The following is a 20,311-nucleotide window of genomic DNA, read 5'->3' on the forward strand; positions in this document are numbered from 1 at the left end:
ACGTATGTAGCTGACAGATACTAATCGATCGAGGACTTAACCTATTTTAAAAAGTAGTTACTTGAACTACGCCAATGTCTTTTATTCAGTTTTGAGTGAACAAGCTTTACTCAAAGAGTCTAGTAACGATAGCGAAGAGGTCACACCCGTTCCCATACCGAACACGGAAGTTAAGCTCTTCAGCGCCGATGGTAGTTGGGGGTTTCCCCCTGTGAGAGTAGGACGTTGCTAGGCTTTAATTTTTTTTGTAAATTTCAAGTGGTCCCGTGGTGTAGCGGTTAACATGCCTGCCTGTCACGCAGGAGATCGCGGGTTCGATTCCCGTCGGGACCGCCATATTTTAACATTCCAAAACGATTTCACCTTAACGGGTGTGATCGTTTTTTTAATATGAATAAACATGGCCGTCTTCTTGGCTTTTGTTTTGAAGAGTTTTTCTGTACACTAGTACTATGATAAGAAGAGAAGGGTGAGTTGGCTGTGTGGAAGAAAGAAATCAAGTCAGTAGAAGAGATGGAGAAGCTCGCTGCCGAGATTGGCAAGTATCTTAGACCTCCTGATGTGTTGACGCTTGAAGGCGATCTCGGAGCAGGGAAGACGACGTTCACAAAAGCACTTGCGAAATCGATCGGAATCACACGGACAGTCAGCAGTCCCACTTTTACGATTATCAAGCAGTATGAAGGGGATTATCCTTTCAATCATTTGGATGTATATCGATTAGCCAACAGTGAAGAAGACTTGGGATGGGACGAACTGTTTTATGGGGATGCCATTTCTGTAGTGGAATGGGCGCAATTTATTCAAGAAGAGTTGCCCGAAGATCGTTTGGAATTAATCATCCGCCATACGGGAACCTATTCTCGTGAAGTTGAATGCACGCCAAAAGGTGAACGATTTACACGTATTTGTGAGGAGATTTTTACATGATATGGTTAGGTATAGATACAGCAAACTCACCTCTGTCAGTAGCAATTGTTAAAGATAACGTGTTACTTATTGAAGAGTCGAGCATGATGAAGATTAATCATTCGCTACGTGCGATGCCAGCGGTAGAGGAAGCATGTCGCAAAGCAGATATTACACCGTCTGAAATTGATGCAATTGCAGTCTCTGAAGGTCCAGGGTCGTATACGGGAGTCCGCATTGGCGTGACAATCGCGAAAACACTTGCATGGACGCTAGACAAGCCGCTTTACGGTGTATCGAGCCTGAAGGCCCTAGCAATGAATGGACAACTATTTAATGGCCTTGTTTGCTCTTTAATTGATGCCAGAAGATCTAACGTCTATGCAGGAGTCTATCGTGCAGAAGGTGAAGGATTGGTCAATGTACTTGAAGATCAGCACTGTGCACTTGTAGAGTTACTGGAGAAGTTACAGGAGTATAATGAACCAGTCTTATTCGTTGGAGAAGATGTGAAGCTGCATGAAGCGGTCATTCGTGAACGACTTGGTGGGCTAGCGCATCTAGCTTCATTCGCTTTAAATGTACCGCGCGCTTCTTCTGTTGTTTTATTGGCGCAACGTGCGGATGAACCGGAAACGGTGCATACGTTTACGCCACAGTATAAGCGTATTACGGAAGCGGAAGCGAATTTGGAGAAGAAGGTGCCTTCTCATGAGTAATGAAGTGTTATTTCGGAAGATGACACATGATGACATTGCGGCGGTTGCAGCTATAGAGCTCGAATCATTTGCGACGCCTTGGACCGAAGAGATTTTTGAGCATGAATTGACCGGTAATGCGTATGCTCATTATATTGTAGCGGAATTAGATGGGGAAGTAATTGGGCACTGCGGTATGTGGATCGTTCTAGATGAATGTCATATTACCAATGTCGCTGTACTATCAGCTTATCGTGGAAAAGGGTATGGAGAAGACCTGATGCGTCAGGCTATGGAGTTATGCCGCTTGAATGAAGTAAAGACTATGACGCTTGAAGTACGTGTAAGTAATGAACCGGCACGGACGTTGTATCGTAAGCTAGGTTTTCAAGAAGGCGGAATCAGGAAAAACTATTATACAGACGACCATGAAGATGGGCTCGTCATGTGGGTGGAATTCTAATGAATAAAGATCATTATATTTTAGGTATTGAAACAAGCTGTGATGAAACTGCAGCCTCTGTAGTGAAAAACGGAACGGAAATTGTTTCTTCGATTGTATCGTCACAAATTCAGCAGCAGAAGCAATTCGGCGGTGTAGTGCCAGAAATCGCTTCGCGTCTGCATGTCGAACAAATTACACTGGTGATAGAGGAAGCATTAAAAGAAGCAAAATTAGTACCAAGTGATTTGGAAGCAATTGCTGTAACCGAGGGACCTGGATTAGTAGGAGCTTTGTTGATTGGTATCAATGCTGCAAAGGCTTTTGCATTTGCAAACCAATTACCACTGATAGGTGTGCACCATATTGCAGGACATGTATACGCCAATCAGTTAATGCATGAGATGGAGTTTCCGCTATTGGCGCTGATCGTCTCAGGTGGTCATACAGAGCTCGTTGTTATGAAGTCACATGGTTCATTTGAATTGATCGGTGAAACGCGTGATGATGCGGCAGGTGAGGCGTATGACAAAGTGGCTCGTGTCCTTGGTTTGCCTTATCCAGGAGGTCCTCAAGTGGATCGTTTAGCGTTGGCTAGCGATGAAAGTATCGATTTTCCTCGTGCTTGGTTAGAAAAGGAATCGTATGATTTTAGTTTTAGTGGATTGAAATCCGCGGTTATCAATTATAAGCATAATATTGAGCAAAAAGGCGGGAAGATCAATCACGATCATGTTGCTGCTGGATTTCAGCAGAGTGTCGTGGATGTACTGACGGTCAAAACGGTGAAAGCGGCAAAAGAATATGGTGTGAAGCAAGTGATTGCGGCAGGTGGAGTTGCAGCCAATCAAGGATTGCGAAAATCATTGACTGCAGCGCTTGAACAAGAGGAGATTCCTTTTTATGTACCACCCATTTCCTTATGCACAGATAATGCTGCGATGATTGCGGCAGCTGGTTATGAGATGTGGAAAAGTGGCGTTCGAAGTGATTCTAGTATGAATGGTCGACCTGGAATGCCATTAAAATCATGGAATTAAATAAGATGCACACAGTTTGCTAACTTTCAGCAAATTGTGTGTTTTTTTGTTAGACGAATATTCATTTGTCAATAGAGAACATTCGTACTTATGCACAATTTGTGGATAGATTGTGGGTAACATATGTAACATGTGAATGGTAAGCGTATACATATAGGATAACTATGTGGATTATTAAACAATTAAATGTGGACAACGTGGATAACTATGTTCATATGTGTTCAAATGGGGATTTTCTCTGTGGAAAAGGTTGTGGAGAAATAAATTTGATTTTGAGAAACTTTTTCTAGTTAAAAGTTGAAAAAGGCGAATGATTGATAGAATACGATGGATTATGTCGCGATATGTCGAATGAAGTTGAGGAGTTTTTCGCCAATTCATTGTATTCGTTGTGTCAGGAGTGGGTTGTAATCGCATAGACGAGATACGTAATTTTTGTACATATCCAATCCAAAATAAAAAACGAACTTTCAATTGAAAGTCCGTTTCGTAATTATAGATTTTCTAGTTCATCTTGAAGCATTAGCCACTCTTCTGATTGTTCGTCATGTATAGCTTGAGTTTCATCGATTTGACGTTGAATGTCCATAAGTTCGATATGGTCGTTCGCTAGTTCGGGTTCTAGTAATTTCAATTGTAATGTCTCGATCTCTACATCGAGAGCTTCGAGTTTTTTTTCTAAGTCTGCGATCGCTCTAGTTAGTTTACGCTCGTGACGTTGGTTTTCTTTGTTGGCCACTTCTTTTTTGATGATAGGTTCTTTTGCGCGCTGTTCAAGTTGTGTAGCTGCTAAAATTTCCTCTGTTTCTGTTTTCTTCTCAATGTAGTAATCATAGTCACCTAGGTATTCAACTGCACCGTCATCACTCATTTCGATGACTTTGGTTGCGAGTCGATTGATGAAATACCTGTCATGTGACACGAACAGAATGGTTCCTGGAAAGTCGTCTAGCGCATTTTCTAGAATCTCTTTACTGTCGAGATCTAGATGGTTTGTCGGCTCGTCCAAAATTAACGTGTTGGACTTCTCTAACATTAGTTGTGCCAATGAAAGACGAGCTTTCTCTCCGCCTGATAGCGACGTGACGAGTTTTTCTATATCGTCGCCTGTGAACAGGAATCGTCCAAGTAATGAGCGTACATCTTTTTCATTCATCAATGGCCAGTCATCCCAGATTTCTTGCAAAACCGTGCCAGAACCGATGAGTGTTGCTTGGTTTTGATCATAGTAACCGAATTGCACGTTCGTACCATAGCGGATTTCTCCACCTAGCAGTTCGTTGCGCTTTACTATAGTTTTGAGTAAAGTTGACTTGCCTACACCGTTCGGTCCGACAAATGCCACGCGGTCTCCTTTATAAATTCGCAGATTAATATGCTTTGATACAGGCACTTCGTCATAGCCAATTTTCACATCGTCTAGCGATAGTACATCGTTACCGCTTGGTCGATCGAGCGAGAAGGAGAAGTTGGCGGATTTCTCGTCACCGTCAGGAGAGTCCATCCATTCGCGGCGCTCAAGTTGTTTGCGTCGACTCTTCGCCATTTTGGAAGTGGATGCACGCGCAATATTCTTTTGAATAAATTCTTCAAGTTTCGCACGTTCATCCTTTTCCTGAACAAACAACTTCTGATCACGTTCATAGTTCTTTGCTTTCTCATCTAGGTATGAACTGTAATTTCCGCTGTACTTTGAAACTTTTCGTCGTGATACTTCATATACGGTTGTAACTACTTTATCGAGGAAGTACCTATCATGAGAAACAATTAAAATGGCACCTTCATAGCCCGACAGGTAACGTTCCAGCCAGTTCAGTGTCTCGATGTCCAAGTGGTTCGTCGGTTCATCGAGTATCAACAGGTCCGGCTTGCTCAGCAGCATGCGTGCAAGTGCAAGACGCGTTTTTTGACCGCCTGACAGTAAGTGCACCGGCTTCTCGAAATCGTCGGGATAAAAGCGCATGCCGTGAAGAACAGAACGGGCATCGGCTTCAAACTGATAACCTCCCGCTTCTTTAAAAGCGATTTGAAGCTCATCATACTCGGTCATTACGCGTGCGTAACGATCGGTATCCTCATACACTGCAGGATTCGCCATTTCATGTTCTAACGCACGCAAACGACTTTCTTTTTCACGAAGTGGTGCAAATACTGTCATCACTTCATCCCAAATCGTTAGCTCCGAATCCAGCCCGCTATGCTGTTCAAGATAGCCCATGCGTATATCCTTTGGAATCATAATATCGCCTTCATCCGCGGATAGTTCACCTGCTATTATTTTTAATAATGTCGATTTTCCGGCACCATTTCGTCCGACGAGTGCGACACGATCCCGATGCTGTACTTCGAGACGGACATTCTCCAGTAGATTCGTACCTGAAAAAGACTTGGTCAGTCCATTCACTTGTAAAATAATCAAGTCCCACACCTCTATTCCTTATCAGTTTAATGGAACGGAGCGCACCATGCAATAATCGGCTTTACAATAATCTCGTTGTGCTGTACGATAAAAGCGGCTATACCCTTGTTCATGGGTTGGTCATTGAAGTAACAATGGAGGTTCGGCACAGCGTGAGTAAACCTAGAATTCCACAGGCAACATCTAAACGATTGCCTCTATATTATAGATTTTTGAGAAATTATGCAGACAAAGGCGTACAACGCATATCATCGGGAGAATTAAGTGAAGCGATGAAAATTGATGCGGCGACGATTAGAAGAGACTTTTCCCATTTCGGAGCGCTTGGACGTAAAGGATACGGCTACGACGTTGATTCCTTATTGCAGTTCTTCCGTGAAACCCTTGATCAGGATGAAGAAACCAAAGTTGCTTTAATCGGGGTAGGTAGTCTCGGTAATGCATTCTTGAAATATAATTTTCAGAAGATCCATAACACGAAAATTGTCGTGGCGTTCGATCCGAAAGCACCGCATGATGGAGAATTGAAGAACGATATTCCTATCTATCCGCCTGATCGTATCGAGGAGAAAATTAAAGAACTGGGCATTGAAATGGTGATATTGACTGTTCCATCACGCGTTGCACAGGAATTGACAGACCGTCTTGCTACAACAGGCGTAAAGGGGATTTTAAATTTCACACCTGAACGTTTAGCGGTACCAGATACAATCCGCATCCAGACCATTGACTTGTCCGTAGAGTTGCAAACATTGATTTATCTCATTAAAACAGACGTAAAAGATTCACAAATTACATAACACTGTGATAGTAAAATCATAGGTTTTCATGTAGAATAGACATATTATGAGGAGGTGGCCAACATGGCTCCAGGTATCGGAAGTTTACTGATTATCGCTGTGATTGCATTGCTTATATTTGGTCCTAAGAAATTACCTGAAATCGGTAAAGCGTTCGGTTCTTCATTGCGCGAGTTCAAAAACGCAACTAAAGGCCTTACAGACGACGAAGATGACGTAAAAAAGGTTGAAGACAAGAAAGAAGAAGTGCGCTGAGTTAGGGTGTTATTCTGATGGCAGATAAAGACTTAACAATCATTGAACATATAGATGAAGTTCGAAAACGGCTGATGGTAATCGTCGTTTTCTTTATTGTTGGGGCAATTGGCAGTTTCTTCTTAGCGAAGCCGCTGATCAATTTTATACAATTCGATACACCGGCTGAACAAGTCACATTAAATGCATTTAACGTCGTAGATCCAGTCGTGATCTATTTGAAGGTTATAGTATTTCTTGCGATTGTTATTATTTCACCGGTCATCATGTATCAATTTTGGGCCTTTATTTCACCAGGTCTTCGTGACTTAGAACGACGTGTCACACTATCGTATATACCGTTTGCTTTTCTCCTGTTTTTAGCAGGAATTAGTTTCTCTTACTTTGTATTGCTACCGTACGTGATGAAATTCATGATTAATCTGTCAGGTCAATTGAACATTGAGCAGACAATCGGTATCAATGAGTATTTTTCTTTTTTATTCTCACTACTATTGCCGTTTGGTTTTGTTTTTCAATTACCGATCGTCATATTGTTTTTATCCCGTCTCGGTGTGTTGCAACCTAAAGTACTTGTTAAAATACGGAAGGTTGCGTACTTTGTTCTATTCGTACTTGCTGCGTTCATTACACCACCGGACATTGTATCGCATTTATTCACCACGGTTCCGCTATTCATCTTATATGAGATCAGCATCGTGATTTCACGTTTAGGCTACAGGAAGTTTGAGAAGTCCGAACGTCTGCGCCAGATGGAAGAAGTGAAGGCAGAGCAACAGCGTCAAATTGACGAAGTGCTGAATAAAACAGATGATAACTAAACCACACAAATCCTCTTGCTCACGCAGGAGGATTTTTACGTTTACATAATAAAGGTCGTAGATGGGTTCATTTACCAGTAGCCCTATGGTAAACTATCTAAGAATAGAATGAGTAGGGGGAAATGAAATCTAGTGAACAGCAAAAAGACTCCAAACAGATGGAGCAAGTGGTTGTTAGGTGCAATGTTGCTTATGGCGAGTGTTACGACTCCTGTTGCAGGCGTTCAAGTTGCTGCTGCACAGCAGTCTTATAAAGCGATGGAAGTCGGTATCAATCAAGTTATTACTAGTCAACGTATGCGTGGTACACGAAGCAGTGTCGTCGTACGTGAAGCAAATACGAATCGTATTATCTATCAATATCGTGGCAATCAAGGAGTTACACCTGCCTCGAATGTTAAAGTGTTAACAAGTACAGCGGCTCTTGAAGTGCTCGGTAAAGACTATACATTCGACACAGATGTCTTGACGAACGGCACGATAAAAAACGGTGTTCTTGACGGTCATCTTTATTTACGCGGGACAGGAGATCCGACATTACTAGAATCTGATTTACTCCGTCTAGCAAGACAAATGCGGGAATCAGGAATTCATACAGTAACCGGACATATTGTGGCGGACGATACGTGGTTTGACACGCAGCGTCTATCACCAGGTATTTATAAATCAGATGAAACGTATTACTATGCAGCACAAATTTCGGCACTGACGATTTCACCAAATAAAGATTACGATGCAGGTACGACAATTGTTGAAGCGAAGCCGACAAGAAATGGTAAAGCGGGAGCGGTCACATTGACTCCACATACGGACATCGTAAAAGTAGTCAACCGCACACGGACAGTACCGAAAAATCAACGCAACACGGTAACAATGAGTCGTCAACAAGGTACGAATACGATCATTGTTTCAGGAAACGTACCACTTAACTCAAATGGTAAGCGTCAATGGGTAACGGTATCGAATCCGACCGCCTATACAGCAGACGTTTTCAAACGCGCACTGGCCAAAGAAGGCATCAAGCTTCAGCCAACAGCACGTGTCACACGTGGCAAGACACCTGCAAACGCAGAATTACTTGCAAAGAAAGAATCGATGTCACTGTTTTATTTAATGATGCCATTTATGAAATACAGCAACAACTCCCATGCGGAAATCTTGGCAAAATCCATGGGTCGCGCAGTATACAATGACGGGAGTTGGAATGCCGGCTTGCGTGTTGTTAGGGAAACGTTAGAAAAGGATGGTATTAGTACAAAGGGAATTTATCTAGAGGACGGTTCAGGTATGTCTCATAAGAATAAAATTCCATCCGAGAAGATTGCGGAAGTATTATATGCAGCTCAGTCCAAAGATTGGTATACGGCATTTGAGCGTTCACTGCCCATTGCTGGCGTCAATGATCGCATGCTTGGAGGAACGTTGCGCAACCGTCTGACAAGCCCTGTAGTCAAGGGCAAAGTATACGCGAAGACAGGCTCTCTGAATGGCACAGATTCATTGTCTGGCTATGTAAAGACGAAGGGTGGACAAGAGTTGATCTTCAGTATTTTGACAGAGAATGTTAAAGGAACAGCTAGGCCTGATATTGATAAGATGGTTCAGGTTATGGCGGCGCAGTAAGAAGTAGTAAGTGTGCACTTGGTTTACGGTTTTGGGATTGTGAGTATAGGATGATTTTCTCACTTACTATAATTAGAAAAGATGCTAGTTGATCGGAGTGGAACGCGTCCGCCTGGAGCGCAGATTAACGGTGCCTTCACACTCACCGAATTCTCAACATACCCACAGTAAAAAATCTCCCCATTGTCGGGGAGATTTTTTTATTGCAGGAATAATATGATACCCTGCTGCATATCTTGTAATTGTTGCAGCTTATCCGCATTCCATTGCACGACAGTGACGAAACTGTTCATCAGGAAATGGGCAATCATCGGGGTTATAAGTCGCTTAGTCTTATAGTAGACGAATGCGAACGCAAGACCCGGCATCAAGTACATCAACAAATGCTGTAGCTCATTATGTACAGCAGCGAAGACGATGGCGCTAACAATCGCAGCGACCCAGAAGTTTGTCTTGTTGTACAAGCCACCGAAGATTATCCGGCGGAACACGACTTCTTCAAGAAACGGTGCAAACAACACCATGGCAAAGATGATGATTGGCGCTGTCTTTGCGATGTTCGACAGTAACTCCGTATTCTCGGAGCCTGCTGTTACACCGAACATGGACTCAATCGCAGCACCAATAATCTGTCCAGCCATTGCGAGGAAGAAACCAAGTATTCCCCATAGCAGGACGTTTCCGAAACCGGATGGCTTTCCTTTAAACACGGGTAAGAACTTTTTATTTCGTAATAGAATCGCAGCAACTATGAGTGCAGCGATACCTTGCGTGATAAATAACGTCCATGCGAATCCTTGCGACAAAGCTTCTGCTTTGGACAAGTTTTTGCCAGTGAAGTAAACAATTAATTCAGGGGCAAGAAAAATGCTGCCGATCTGCAGCAACACATATGAGACGAAGATCATCAGAGCAACTATCCAGTTTTTCACGGTGCACAACCTTTCTTCCATATATGATGAATAGTTTAACGCGAAAAAAGACGTTTGGCAAAAGAAGAAAATGTCGAACGCTTTTACTTGCAATTATGTGTGAAATTCTTTAATATAAGAGTTGTGTTAGCACTCGTTGTAAGTGAGTGCTAAGAAAAATAAAAACTACCCATTATCTCGAGGAGGTTGTTTCATTTGTTGAAACCACTAGGTGACCGTATCATTATCGAATTAATCGAAGCAGAAGAAAAAACATCAAGCGGTATTGTTCTACCGGACTCTGCACAAGAAAAGCCACAAGAAGGTAAAGTAATCGCTGCTGGTACAGGCCGTGTTCTTGAGAACGGACAGCGTGTCGAGCTTGAAGTAACTGAAGGCGACCGCATCATCTTCTCTAAATACGCAGGCACTGAAGTGAAGTATGAAGGTACTGAATACTTGATCCTTCGTGAAAGCGATATTCTTGCAATTATTGGCTAATTAATTAAAACGTAAACGTAGTAGACAAATAGAAAATTCTGGAGGGTATCAAATACAATGGCTAAAGAACTTAAATTTAACGAAGATGCACGTTCCGCAATGCTCCGCGGTGTAGATACACTAGCAGACGCTGTAAAAGTAACACTTGGGCCAAAAGGTCGTAACGTCGTACTTGAGCGCAAATTCGGTTCACCACTGATTACAAATGATGGTGTAACAATTGCAAAAGAAATTGAGCTTGAAAATGCATTCGAAAACATGGGCGCAAAGCTAGTAGCAGAAGTTGCATCTAAAACAAATGACATCGCAGGCGACGGAACAACAACAGCAACAGTCCTTGCACAAGCAATGATCCGTGAAGGTTTGAAGAACGTAACAGCTGGCGCAAACCCAGTCGGTATCCGTAAAGGAATCGAAAAAGCGGTAATCGCAGCAGTTGAAGGCCTTCAAAGTGTTTCCGATGAAATCGAAACTAGACAAGAAATCGCACAAGTTGCGGCTATCTCTTCTGGAGATGAAGAAGTCGGTGAGTTGATTTCACAAGCAATGGAGCGTGTGGGTAACGATGGTGTTATCACGATCGAAGAATCCAAAGGCTTCGTAACAGAGCTGGATGTAGTAGAAGGTATGCAATTCGACCGTGGCTACGCATCTGCTTATATGGCAACAGATACAGACAAAATGGAAGCAGTGCTTGATAATCCATACGTCTTGATTACAGATAAGAAAATTAATAACATCCAGGAAATCCTTCCTGTGCTTGAACAAGTTGTTCAGCAAGGTAAGCCATTGTTGATTATCGCTGAAGATGTTGAAGGTGAAGCTCTAGCTACACTAGTTGTTAACAAACTTCGCGGTACATTCAATGCGGTAGCGGTTAAAGCTCCTGGCTTCGGTGATCGCCGTAAAGCTATGCTTGAAGACATCGCAATCCTAACTGGTGGACAGGTAATCACAGAAGATCTAGGACTTGATCTGAAATCTGCTGACCTTACATCACTAGGACGCGCAGCGAAGATTGTAGTTACAAAAGACAACACAACAATCGTAGAAGGTAGCGGAGACGCAGGTTCTATCGAATCACGTGTTGGCCAAATCCGTTCACAATTGGAAGAAACTACTTCTGAATTCGACAAAGAGAAATTGCAAGAACGTCTAGCTAAACTAGCTGGCGGTGTAGCAGTTATCAAAGTTGGAGCTGCAACTGAAACTGAGTTGAAAGAGCGTAAACTTCGTATCGAAGACGCATTGAACTCTACACGTGCAGCAGTTGAAGAAGGAATCGTATCTGGTGGTGGTACTGCACTAGTTAACGTGTATAAAAAAGTAGAAGCATTACTTGAAGATACTGAAGGCGACGTAGCAACGGGTATCAAAATTGTACTTCGTGCACTTGAAGAGCCAGTACGTCAAATCGCAACAAACGCGGGCCTTGAAGGTTCTATCGTAGTAGATCGCTTGAAGCGCGAAGAAGTCGGCGTAGGCTTTAACGCTGCAGAAGGCACATGGGTTAACATGGTAGAAGCAGGTATCGTAGATCCAACTAAAGTAACTCGTTACGCACTACAAAACGCAGCATCTGTAGCGGCAATGTTCTTGACTACTGAAGCTGTTGTTGCAGATCTACCAGAACCAGCAGGTGGCGGTATGCCTGATATGGGCGGTATGGGTGGAATGGGCGGCATGATGTAAGAAAGAAAGGAACCCTTTCATACTAGGGTTTTGTGTCATGCATCATCATTTTTGATGCCTAAAACTTATTTTTGATCATTATAAGGCTCGAGAGCTTCTCATTAGTTGACTAAACTTTTGAGAGGCCTTTTTTTGTTTTTCTTTTGTAATGTGTAAATAAAATTGTGTAGTCGTTTCATCATCCTTATGTCCTAACTAACATAGGGGGTTAGTAGAACTTAAGCTTGAAATTTAACGTGGTGTTTACTCCGTTGAAAAGAGAGCCAATACGGACTATTTTACAGTATTATACAATCGCTGCTATCTGGAAAGTACCAAAAATGAGTGGCTTAAAAAAGCATCCTGGAACAACGAAAGCATCATATGCATCGCATGTGATATCGATAACTTTAAGTAACTTAATGATGAATACGGACATCTAGTGGGTGACGCTGTTATGAAGCAGATTAGTCAATACTGCTCAACGATTTTTAGAGAATCGGACTTAATGGGTCGATTTAGTGGAGACAAATTCGTCGTTATCCCGAAAGGCGTTTCACTTGAGGGTGGGAAAAAGAAAGCCGAGTAGCTATCGGAAACGGTTAGAAGTATAGAAGTGGAATACAAAGGAAAGTTCGTTTCAATCACCGCAAGTGTTGGGTTGGTCGATAACGCAAAAGGGAAAGTGTCGGATCTTAAGGAATTATTCAATTCCGCAGATATCGTACTCTGTTTGGCAAAAGAGACTGGAAAAAACCAAGTTTGCGTTGTCGGTTAAAAAATGACTGCCCGTGAAATGGACCTAAAAATAGCCATCTCCGGCATGCATCTGGAGATGGCTGTTTTTATCAATCCTATCTACACTATTCCCTCTCAACCGGAACAGTCGCATCATGCAAATGTTTTTCAAGGTCGGCGTGGAAACTTGCTTTCTGCTCGTCACTCCAACCCAGCTCTTTACTCATCATTTCAAGGAGGGGCACTTTCCACTCGTTCACCCATTGGATATCGAACAGTAATGCTCCCGTACGTCGCCAGAAAAAGTCGATGGGTGTACGGACGAATTCATCTGTGATTGAGTAAAGAACTTGCGCATATAGGTAGAGGGGCAGTCCGGAATCTTGCGCCGCCTGCTCATTTTTCTGTAATAAATCAAAGAGGATATCTACATTTGAGCCATATCTTTTCACGAGAGACTGAGCTCTTTCTTGGTCCAACCCAAGCTTTATTCCTTGTTTAATCTTCCGATACATGAACGCTTCAAAGTTCCGGGAACCTCCGACGTGTCCGCCCGAAATCGGCATATTCTTCGTGCTAGACGGAGAATATATTATTCCTATATCTGTTTTGAGTTTTGATGCAACGACATCTACAATCGTTTCCGCCATTTTTCGATAGCCCGTCAGTTTTCCACCGGCAACTGTGATTAAGCCAGAAGCGGACTCCCAAATTTCATCTTTTCTTGAAACTTCGGATGCCCCTTTACCTTTTTCATTGATTAAAGGCCGTAGCCCAACCCAGCTGGATTCAATATCGCTCGCCGCAATGGTCAACTTCGGAAAAATGAGAGCAATTGCGGCCATCAAGTAATCGCGGTCGCTTACGGTCATTCGGGGATGAACCATGTCCCCTTTGTAATCAGTGTCTGTCGTCCCAACGTACGTTTTCCCGTCCCGTGGGATTGCCAATACCATCCGGCCATCCGGTGTGTCAAAGTAAACAATCTGATTCAAAGGGAATACACTTTGGTCAAAAACGAGATGAATGCCCTTCGTCAAACGAATTTCCCTTGAATCCAAGGAGTTGTCTTTCTCCCTCAATGTATTTACCCATGGCCCGGCGGCGTTCACTATTGTTTTTGCGCGTATTTCACTTATTTTGCCATTTAGCTGGTCGACCACGCATACGCCTGCAACTTTTCCTCCATTGTAAATAAAATCAGTTACTTTTGTATAATTGAATACAGTTGCGCCTTGACTAACAGCTTCTTTCATCACTTCAATCGTCAGTCTCGCATCATCCGATCTGTATTCGACGAAACGGCCAGCTCCAAGTAACCCTTCTTGCTTGAGTTTAGGCTCCGCATGCAACGCTCTTTCTCTGGTCAACATGCTTTTTCGTTCTTCTTTTTTCACGCCCGCCAAAAAGTCATAGACGCGCAATCCGATGGAGGTAGTGAATTTACCCATTGAACCGTCCTTATAAATTGGCAAAAGCAGCCACTCTGGGTTCGTCACATGGGGTCCATTTTCATAGACGACCGCCCGCTCTTTACCTACTTCCGCAACGATCTTCACTTCAAGATTTTTCAGGTATCGCAAGCCGCCATGGATCATTTTTGTAGAACGGCTGGACGTCCCTGCAGCAAAATCCTGCATTTCCACAAGTACTGTTTTCATTCCACGACTGGCTGCATCTAAGGCGATTCCAGCCCCCGTGATTCCGCCCCCGATGATTAATACATCAAATTCTTCCGCTTGTAATCTTGCAAGCACTTCATTTTTTTGTAATCCATTAGGTTGTTCACTCATTCTATTTAAAGCCTCCACATATTGTATTCGTTCATTAATTATACTACAATTTAGATAACTAAATCTATTGATTTACAAAAGGTTTAGAAATAGTAACATGTAGAAAGTGTTTTAACTATTTGGTGGGTTTCGATAAAATAGACAATGGGTAAGAGTCATGCTATAATTTCATATGCGTTGTGCGAATCTAATGGTAATTAAAAATAATAAATATACTCTTATCAGGAGCAGGTGGAGGGAAAAGCCCGATGAAGCCCGGCAACCGACTCAATTGAGCACGGTGCTAATTCTTACAGCATTTATGCTGATAGATAAGAAGTTGTGTGAAAAACCTCTTCTTAACTGAAGGGGTTTTTTTATCATCATAGACGATACAGAAGGAGGAAATGACATGAATATATCAAGTAGTCATCAGGAACTAGCAACCTATGCATTCTTAGAAATCAATGAAATTGTGAAGTATGTTAAAAAGCGTGACTTCTTTAGTGAACAGGAACAAGTGATTGTGACGGAGGTAAGTGATGGGAAGATTAATCATGTTTATCGATTAACCGGGGAACAGAAGAGCTTGATACTCAAACAGGCTGTACCTTACGCGAGGATTGTAGGGGAGTCGATGCCTATTCCGATTGACCGGGTCGTCCTAGAAGCAAAAGTATTACAGGAATACGATAATATCATTCCCGGTTCTGTTCCGAAAGTGCATCATCTGGATGAAATCATGGCAATTGTTGTGATGGAAGACATGCATCCGATGGAAATGGGACGCACGGCTTTGAATAATGGGACGGAATCTGCCGTATTTGCGAAGGACATAGGTGTATTCAGTGCGAAAACCACTTTTTATACGTCCGATTTCTACCTAGATCCAAAAGTAAAGAAAGAATTGAATGCTTCTTTTACAAATCCAGCCATGCGGGAAATGACGGAAGAGCTTTCTTTCGATTGTCCCTACAATTCGCATGACAGCAATTACTTTGAAGAAGGCCTGAAAAATGATGTGTTATTTCTGAGTCAAGATCACCAGTTAAAGCTGGAAGTGGCGAAGTTAAAACATAAGTTCATGACGAAAGCGGATGCTCTCATTCATAGCGACTTACATAGTGGTGCAATATTCATGGGGGATGACAAAACAGTTGTATTCGATACCGAGTTTGCTTGTTTTGGGCCTTTCGGATTTGACATGGGGCATTTCATCGCAAGCTTGTTGTTAAATGGAATCGGTCATCCTGAATTTCAAACGAAGCGCTATGAACAAGCGCGGGAAACATGGTATGCGTACACCGATACATTCGCCCAATTATGGAGAGAAGAATCCAATGAGCCTTATACACAACTCGAGGGTTTTCTGACGCATGTAATGGACGGAAAATTTGCCGATATGCTGGGGTATGCAGGGTGCGAATTGGTCCGCCGCTCCATAGGTATTGCACAAATTGACGATTTGAATTATGAAGAAGATGAACAAAAAAGAATGACCAGAAGGAAAAAAGTGTTGGAGCTCGGAAAGTATTTGATACTTAACCGTCACGCAATACGCTCTTTGGAAGAATTGGAGAGCTGGTTCATCGACAGTAATCACAAGGAGGAATTTTAATGGGAGTTACAGCCACTTATCTATTTCCGACACATCCAGAGCAAGAAAAAATAGCGGAGCAACATGCCCTAGGGCTTACAATTGGGTCTTGGACAGACATTCCGCATCTTGAACAGCAGCAATTGAAGCACCATAAAGGTGAAGTTGTTTCTGTGGAAAAAGGGGAAGTAAAGGACACGGTGAAAATCTTTTATCCGTCCGCTAATTATTCGGCAGACCTTCCCGCGATTTTCACGACTGTCTATGGCAAGTTATCCTTTTTTGAAGGCTATGAATTAATCGACTTGGATTTTGGCAAACAATTGCTCGCACAATTTCCAGGGCCACGATTCGGTACGAAAGGGATTCGCGAGCAGTTGAATGTAATGGATCGCCCATTACTGAAAGCCATCTTCAAGGGAGTCATGGGAAGAGATCTTTCCTTTTTCTCAGCCCAACTGGAAGAACTGTTAGCCGGCGGTGTCGATCTCATCAAAGACGATGAAATTCTTTTTGAGAATGAATTAACACCGTTTTACAAGCGAATTACAACAGCAAAAGACATTATCGATCGGCATTATGAACAGACCGGAAATCGGGCATTGTATGCAGTGAACTTGTCGGGACGGACGAATGAGCTTCACGACAAGGCGGAACAGGCGGCAGCGCTTGGCGCGAACGCGTTATTATTCAACGTCCACGCGTACGGTTTGGATGTACTTCAAACGCTGCGTGAAAATAACAATATCAGTTTGCCGATTGTGGCACATTCCGCATTATCCGGCGTTCTCGCGGGACAAGCGGGTGGCGGATTCTCTTACTCGTTATTGGTAGGAAAATTAACGCGGCTAATCGGTGGAGATCTATCCTTGTTCCCAAGCTCATATGGCAATGTCGCCATTTCGCGGTTCGATGCGTTGGCAATTAATGAAGCGTTGATTGAAGACAATGGCTTCGAAAAAACATTTGCCGTTCCGTCCGCTGGAATCCATCCAGGCATGGTGCCACAATTACTGAAAGATTTTGGAGATAATCTTGTCGTCAATGCTGGTGGCGGAATATTCGGCCATCCCGATGGACCGACGCAAGGTGCCAAAGCATTCCGGGCGGCGATTGACGCAAGTGTCAAACAAATTTCTCTCGAAGAAGCGGCAAAAACATCAGAACCTCTGAAACGCGCCATTGACCAATGGGGCGTTGTCGAGTCAGTATAAGAACAAAACGAGCCTCCTGGGGTTGTATCCAAGAGGCTCGTTTTTTTAGATAGAATGAATCAGAAATCTTGCTAATAACGCTTCGCCGCTTTGTGGATGCCTCTCGCGATAAGCCAGAAAGGAAACCACTTTCAGTCTTATCGCTTTGGCTACCACGTAGGCGCGCCTTCGCTGGATGGTCCAGGTTAGAAAGCGTATTTCGTTATTGGGGATTAAACCTGCACTCCTTCTAATCCACTACTATTTAGGTTGCAATATCGACTAATATACATAAACCGAGAGAAAGCATTTAACAACAGTCCCTATACAATGGATAGAATTGGAGTTCCCGCTAATATCGCTTCTGCGCTTTGTGGATGCCTCCCGCGATAAGCCAGAAAGAAGACCCCTTTTTGTCTTATCGCTTCGGCTACCACGAAGTCGCGCCTTCGCTGGATGGTCTCTGTGGAGGAAAGCGCATTTCATTAGCGGGGATAAGACCTGTACCCTATAGTGCGTCTATCTTCAATGAAATTAGTATCAAATAGTAATCACATTATAATCTCGGTCTATACATCACCCAAATACTTTCAATAATGGGACACCCCAGCGCAGGCGCGGCAAAGGCATCCCCAAAGCGCCAAGCGAATTACAATCCACACTCCGCTTCGCGCAACTCTCTCTCAATAATGTTCACCCTAAAGGGGTAGTCATAGCGGATTCAGTGGGGTTCTTTAATTCAACATATCTAGTTATAAACCCGCCACCTCAACCCGCCCGGAGAAGAACGTTGCACCGCCGCCCATATCGGCAATCCGATCTGGCGTCAAAGCATTCACAAGGCGTTTTTGACCCGACTTATCTCCCCAAATCCCTTGACTGACAACAACGCCAGGAAGAACTTGCTCGCCGACGGAAACAGTAAACTCACATTCCCCGCGCTCATTCCATATACGGACAGCCGCTCCGTCTTCAATTCCCCGACTTTCCGCATCTAGCCGATTCATGAACAACTTAGGTGCTTTCTCAAGCTTGATATGTTTTTCATTGTTCGAAAAAATCGTGTTCATGAAGTTATGGTTAATTGCAGGTACATAAAGTAAAGGATGATCGGAATCCTGGATAATCGGGATATACGTAGGAAGGGCCGGGAATCCTGCCGATTTCATCTGTTCCGAATACAACTCGATTTTTCCGCTCGGTGTCTTTAAATTGTTCAATAGATTGCCGGTACCGCTCGCTTTCATATAACGTTTTTCCTTTAAGGCAGCATACGACACCTCGGATAAATAAGGATTGGACAGTTGGCTTAACGCTTGGTTAACCATTTCCGCGTCATCATCTAGAAATGGTTGCTCATCAAAGCCCATTGCCCGTGCCAGCAATCTGAAAACGTCCGGGTTGGATTTACTGTCCCCATAAGTATCGATGACGGGTTCCTGCAAATGGATGTAGTGATGCCAGAAGGACGTATAGATGTCTGTGTTTTCAAAAGCGGATGTCGCTGGCAGAACAATGTCCGCATACAAGGCAGTGTCTGTCAAAAACAAATCATGGACAACTGTGAATAAATCTTCGCGTGCTAAGCCATCCCGTACTTTATTGGCATCCGGTGCCACAACGGCGGGGTTGCTATTATAGACGTACAAAGAGCGAATCGGCTGTTGTTCCTCCAGTAATACTTGTCCCAATAAATTCATATTGAATCTGCGCGTTGGCACTACCTGAAGTTCAGGACGTTCCAGTGCGGCTGTATTATGCGTCAAATAGTCGGAATTCGATTTGAGGGCCCCTCCGCCTTTCAATTCCCATTGCCCTGTCAAAGCAGGCAAGCAGGAAATTGTCCGGACCATCATTCCCCCGTTATCATGATGCTGCAACCCATTGCCAATGCGAATCATGGAAGGGGAGACGGTTCCATACATCCGGGCCAATTCATAGATATCTTCCTTCGGCACGCCCGTAATGGCGGAAACCGTTTGGGGATCGTAGTGCTTTACATGTTCCCTGAGCTCTTCATAGCCGATTGTATATTGTTCCAAAAACGATTGATTGACCAGTTTTTCTTTATAAAGAATATGCATGATTCCGAGTGCAAGCGCTCCGTCAGTTCCGGGAAGAATGGGGATGAACCAATCAGCCATGCGTCCGGTCTGATTTTTATGGACGTCAATAACGACGATTTTAGCACAGTTTTTTTTCGCTTTTTGCGCAATCATGATTTGGTGCATATTGGTGCTGACAGCATTGATGCCCCAGAAAACAAATAATTTTGTTTCCGTCATCTCCTCGGGATCTGTTCCGAAACGCCCGCCCATCGTGTAATTGTAGCCGACCTCGCCAGCGACTGAACAAATCGTCCGGTCCAGTTGACTCGAACCAAGGCGGTTGAAGAAACGGCGATCCATCCCTTTGGAACTAAGTTTCCCCATATTGGCATAGAAACTGTAAGGAAGAATCGATTCCGGACCCTCTTCTGAAATCAATTTTTTCCACTGATCTGTGATGGTTGTAATGGCTTCTTGCCAACTGATTGGAACAAATTTCCCATCACCTTTTTCCCCAACGCGTTTCAAAGGGGTTGTAATCCTTTTTGGATCATAAATGCGTTCAGTCATATGTCGAACTTTGTTACAAATACTTCCTTTTGTTACAGGATGGTCCGGATCGCCTTCAATTTTAACGATTCTCCCATCATCTTTGTGAACAAGCAATCCACATTGGTCTGGACAATCAAGGGAACAGACCGAGGGGACTACACCATTTTCTACATCAATATAAGAATGCATATCAAATATCCTTTCAAACAAACGATTTATGCTAGATAGTATAACATATATTAAACTATTTTTTTGGAAAGTTAAAATAAGTGGTTGACTTCAGATTGAAAATTCTATACAGTTAATTGATAAGTTAGATAT

17 protein-coding genes, 1 tRNA gene, 1 rRNA gene, 1 pseudogene and 1 riboswitch are annotated in these 20,311 nt (G+C 43.2%); of the genes and pseudogenes, 16 read left to right on the forward strand and 4 right to left on the reverse strand.

What is annotated here, in order from left to right:
* Window positions 1-118: 118 nt before the first annotated feature.
* The 6 genes from rrf (at window position 119) to tsaD (ending at window position 3,089) form a co-directional block, all read left to right on the forward strand.
* Window positions 119-234: ribosomal RNA gene (gene rrf / locus CSV76_RS14440) — 5S ribosomal RNA — on the forward strand.
* A 26-nt stretch (window positions 235-260) separates the two neighbouring features.
* Window positions 261-336, forward strand: a tRNA-Asp gene (locus CSV76_RS14445).
* A 144-nt stretch (window positions 337-480) separates the two neighbouring features.
* Complete coding sequence (gene tsaE / locus CSV76_RS14450) at window positions 481-930, forward strand: tRNA (adenosine(37)-N6)-threonylcarbamoyltransferase complex ATPase subunit type 1 TsaE (RefSeq protein WP_198166241.1); 450 nt, start codon at window positions 481-483, stop codon at window positions 928-930.
* Window positions 927-1,628 carry a tRNA (adenosine(37)-N6)-threonylcarbamoyltransferase complex dimerization subunit type 1 TsaB gene (tsaB, locus tag CSV76_RS14455; protein ID WP_085427341.1) on the forward strand — a complete coding sequence of 234 codons (702 nt, stop codon included), beginning with the start codon at window positions 927-929 and terminating at the stop codon, window positions 1,626-1,628. Before tsaE ends, tsaB begins: the two co-directional genes overlap by 4 nt.
* A complete protein-coding gene (gene rimI / locus CSV76_RS14460; RefSeq protein WP_085427340.1) occupies window positions 1,621-2,070 on the forward strand; it encodes a ribosomal protein S18-alanine N-acetyltransferase in 450 nt (149 codons plus the stop codon). Before tsaB ends, rimI begins: the two co-directional genes overlap by 8 nt.
* Window positions 2,070-3,089, forward strand: coding sequence for a tRNA (adenosine(37)-N6)-threonylcarbamoyltransferase complex transferase subunit TsaD (gene tsaD / locus CSV76_RS14465; RefSeq protein ID WP_085427339.1), 1,020 nt, complete (start codon window positions 2,070-2,072; stop codon window positions 3,087-3,089). Before rimI ends, tsaD begins: the two co-directional genes overlap by 1 nt.
* A gap of 493 nt (window positions 3,090-3,582) precedes the next feature.
* Here tsaD and CSV76_RS14470 read toward each other — a convergent pair whose 3' ends face one another.
* A complete protein-coding gene (locus tag CSV76_RS14470; protein ID WP_099626010.1) occupies window positions 3,583-5,508 on the reverse strand; it encodes an ABC-F family ATP-binding cassette domain-containing protein in 1,926 nt (641 codons plus the stop codon).
* A 134-nt stretch (window positions 5,509-5,642) separates the two neighbouring features.
* Here CSV76_RS14470 and CSV76_RS14475 point away from each other — a divergent pair, with 134 nt between their 5' ends.
* From CSV76_RS14475 to dacB, 4 genes are all read left to right on the forward strand, one after another.
* Window positions 5,643-6,308: a redox-sensing transcriptional repressor Rex gene (locus CSV76_RS14475; RefSeq protein ID WP_085429019.1), complete on the forward strand. Its 666-nt coding sequence runs from the start codon at window positions 5,643-5,645 to the stop codon at window positions 6,306-6,308.
* Between the two features lie 63 nt (window positions 6,309-6,371).
* Window positions 6,372-6,563 (forward strand): twin-arginine translocase TatA/TatE family subunit, encoded by a 192-nt coding sequence (locus tag CSV76_RS14480; RefSeq protein ID WP_029055052.1) that lies wholly within the window; start codon window positions 6,372-6,374, stop codon window positions 6,561-6,563.
* Window positions 6,564-6,580: 17 nt separating this feature from the next.
* Window positions 6,581-7,384 carry a twin-arginine translocase subunit TatC gene (tatC, locus tag CSV76_RS14485; RefSeq protein WP_099626011.1) on the forward strand — a complete coding sequence of 268 codons (804 nt, stop codon included), beginning with the start codon at window positions 6,581-6,583 and terminating at the stop codon, window positions 7,382-7,384.
* Between the two features lie 132 nt (window positions 7,385-7,516).
* Window positions 7,517-9,007 (forward strand): D-alanyl-D-alanine carboxypeptidase/D-alanyl-D-alanine endopeptidase, encoded by a 1,491-nt coding sequence (gene dacB / locus CSV76_RS14490; protein ID WP_085427336.1) that lies wholly within the window; start codon window positions 7,517-7,519, stop codon window positions 9,005-9,007.
* A 200-nt stretch (window positions 9,008-9,207) separates the two neighbouring features.
* Here dacB and CSV76_RS14495 read toward each other — a convergent pair whose 3' ends face one another.
* The gene (locus CSV76_RS14495; RefSeq protein ID WP_233204501.1) at window positions 9,208-9,939 is read right to left on the reverse strand and encodes a CPBP family intramembrane glutamic endopeptidase; all 732 of its coding nucleotides are present in this window, start codon (window positions 9,937-9,939) and stop codon (window positions 9,208-9,210) included.
* A 195-nt stretch (window positions 9,940-10,134) separates the two neighbouring features.
* On the opposite strand from CSV76_RS14495, the gene groES reads away from it, so the two are divergent.
* The 4 genes and pseudogenes from groES to CSV76_RS17395 all read left to right on the forward strand — a co-directional run bounded on the left by groES (window position 10,135) and on the right by CSV76_RS17395 (window position 12,868).
* Complete coding sequence (groES, locus tag CSV76_RS14500; protein ID WP_085427334.1) at window positions 10,135-10,419, forward strand: co-chaperone GroES; 285 nt, start codon at window positions 10,135-10,137, stop codon at window positions 10,417-10,419.
* A 57-nt stretch (window positions 10,420-10,476) separates the two neighbouring features.
* Window positions 10,477-12,111, forward strand: a complete 1,635-nt coding sequence (gene groL, locus CSV76_RS14505) for a chaperonin GroEL (protein ID WP_085427333.1) — start codon at window positions 10,477-10,479, stop codon at window positions 12,109-12,111.
* Window positions 12,112-12,385: 274 nt separating this feature from the next.
* A pseudogene (locus CSV76_RS17750) lies at window positions 12,386-12,679 on the forward strand (GGDEF domain-containing protein); the annotation flags it as partial.
* A 27-nt stretch (window positions 12,680-12,706) separates the two neighbouring features.
* Window positions 12,707-12,868 carry a nucleotidyl cyclase domain-containing protein gene (locus tag CSV76_RS17395; RefSeq protein ID WP_158232816.1) on the forward strand — a complete coding sequence of 54 codons (162 nt, stop codon included), beginning with the start codon at window positions 12,707-12,709 and terminating at the stop codon, window positions 12,866-12,868.
* Between the two features lie 85 nt (window positions 12,869-12,953).
* On the opposite strand, the gene CSV76_RS14525 is transcribed toward CSV76_RS17395, so the two are convergent.
* A complete protein-coding gene (locus CSV76_RS14525; RefSeq protein WP_099626014.1) occupies window positions 12,954-14,621 on the reverse strand; it encodes a glycerol-3-phosphate dehydrogenase/oxidase in 1,668 nt (555 codons plus the stop codon).
* A gap of 215 nt (window positions 14,622-14,836) precedes the next feature.
* Window positions 14,837-14,939, forward strand: a riboswitch (SAM riboswitch).
* A gap of 73 nt (window positions 14,940-15,012) precedes the next feature.
* Between CSV76_RS14525 and mtnK the strand changes: the two genes are divergently transcribed.
* Window positions 15,013-16,218: an S-methyl-5-thioribose kinase gene (mtnK, locus tag CSV76_RS14530; protein WP_099626015.1), complete on the forward strand. Its 1,206-nt coding sequence runs from the start codon at window positions 15,013-15,015 to the stop codon at window positions 16,216-16,218.
* Window positions 16,218-17,411: a 2,3-diketo-5-methylthiopentyl-1-phosphate enolase gene (locus tag CSV76_RS14535; RefSeq protein WP_099626016.1), complete on the forward strand. Its 1,194-nt coding sequence runs from the start codon at window positions 16,218-16,220 to the stop codon at window positions 17,409-17,411. Before mtnK ends, CSV76_RS14535 begins: the two co-directional genes overlap by 1 nt.
* A gap of 731 nt (window positions 17,412-18,142) precedes the next feature.
* Here CSV76_RS14535 and CSV76_RS14540 read toward each other — a convergent pair.
* Complete coding sequence (locus tag CSV76_RS14540; RefSeq protein WP_099626017.1) at window positions 18,143-20,179, reverse strand: molybdopterin-containing oxidoreductase family protein; 2,037 nt, start codon at window positions 20,177-20,179, stop codon at window positions 18,143-18,145.
* Between the last annotated feature and the right edge of the window lie 132 nt (window positions 20,180-20,311).

The sequence above is a fragment of the Sporosarcina sp. P17b genome (assembly GCF_002743115.1).
GTDB lineage: Bacteria > Bacillota > Bacilli > Bacillales_A > Planococcaceae > Sporosarcina > Sporosarcina ureae_C.

Coding starts and splice junctions, on each gene's coding strand:
- CSV76_RS14525 (WP_099626014.1), bottom strand. CDS start 14,621: ATGAGTGAACAACCTAATGGATTACAAAAAAATGAAGTGCTTGCAAGA.
- tatC (WP_099626011.1), top strand. CDS start 6,581: ATGGCAGATAAAGACTTAACAATCATTGAACATATAGATGAAGTTCGA.
- mtnK (WP_099626015.1), top strand. CDS start 15,013: ATGAATATATCAAGTAGTCATCAGGAACTAGCAACCTATGCATTCTTA.
- groL (WP_085427333.1), top strand. CDS start 10,477: ATGGCTAAAGAACTTAAATTTAACGAAGATGCACGTTCCGCAATGCTC.
- CSV76_RS14540 (WP_099626017.1), bottom strand. CDS start 20,179: ATGCATTCTTATATTGATGTAGAAAATGGTGTAGTCCCCTCGGTCTGT.
- CSV76_RS14475 (WP_085429019.1), top strand. CDS start 5,643: ATGGAGGTTCGGCACAGCGTGAGTAAACCTAGAATTCCACAGGCAACA.
- tsaB (WP_085427341.1), top strand. CDS start 927: ATGATATGGTTAGGTATAGATACAGCAAACTCACCTCTGTCAGTAGCA.
- tsaD (WP_085427339.1), top strand. CDS start 2,070: ATGAATAAAGATCATTATATTTTAGGTATTGAAACAAGCTGTGATGAA.
- rimI (WP_085427340.1), top strand. CDS start 1,621: ATGAGTAATGAAGTGTTATTTCGGAAGATGACACATGATGACATTGCG.
- CSV76_RS14480 (WP_029055052.1), top strand. CDS start 6,372: ATGGCTCCAGGTATCGGAAGTTTACTGATTATCGCTGTGATTGCATTG.
- CSV76_RS14535 (WP_099626016.1), top strand. CDS start 16,218: ATGGGAGTTACAGCCACTTATCTATTTCCGACACATCCAGAGCAAGAA.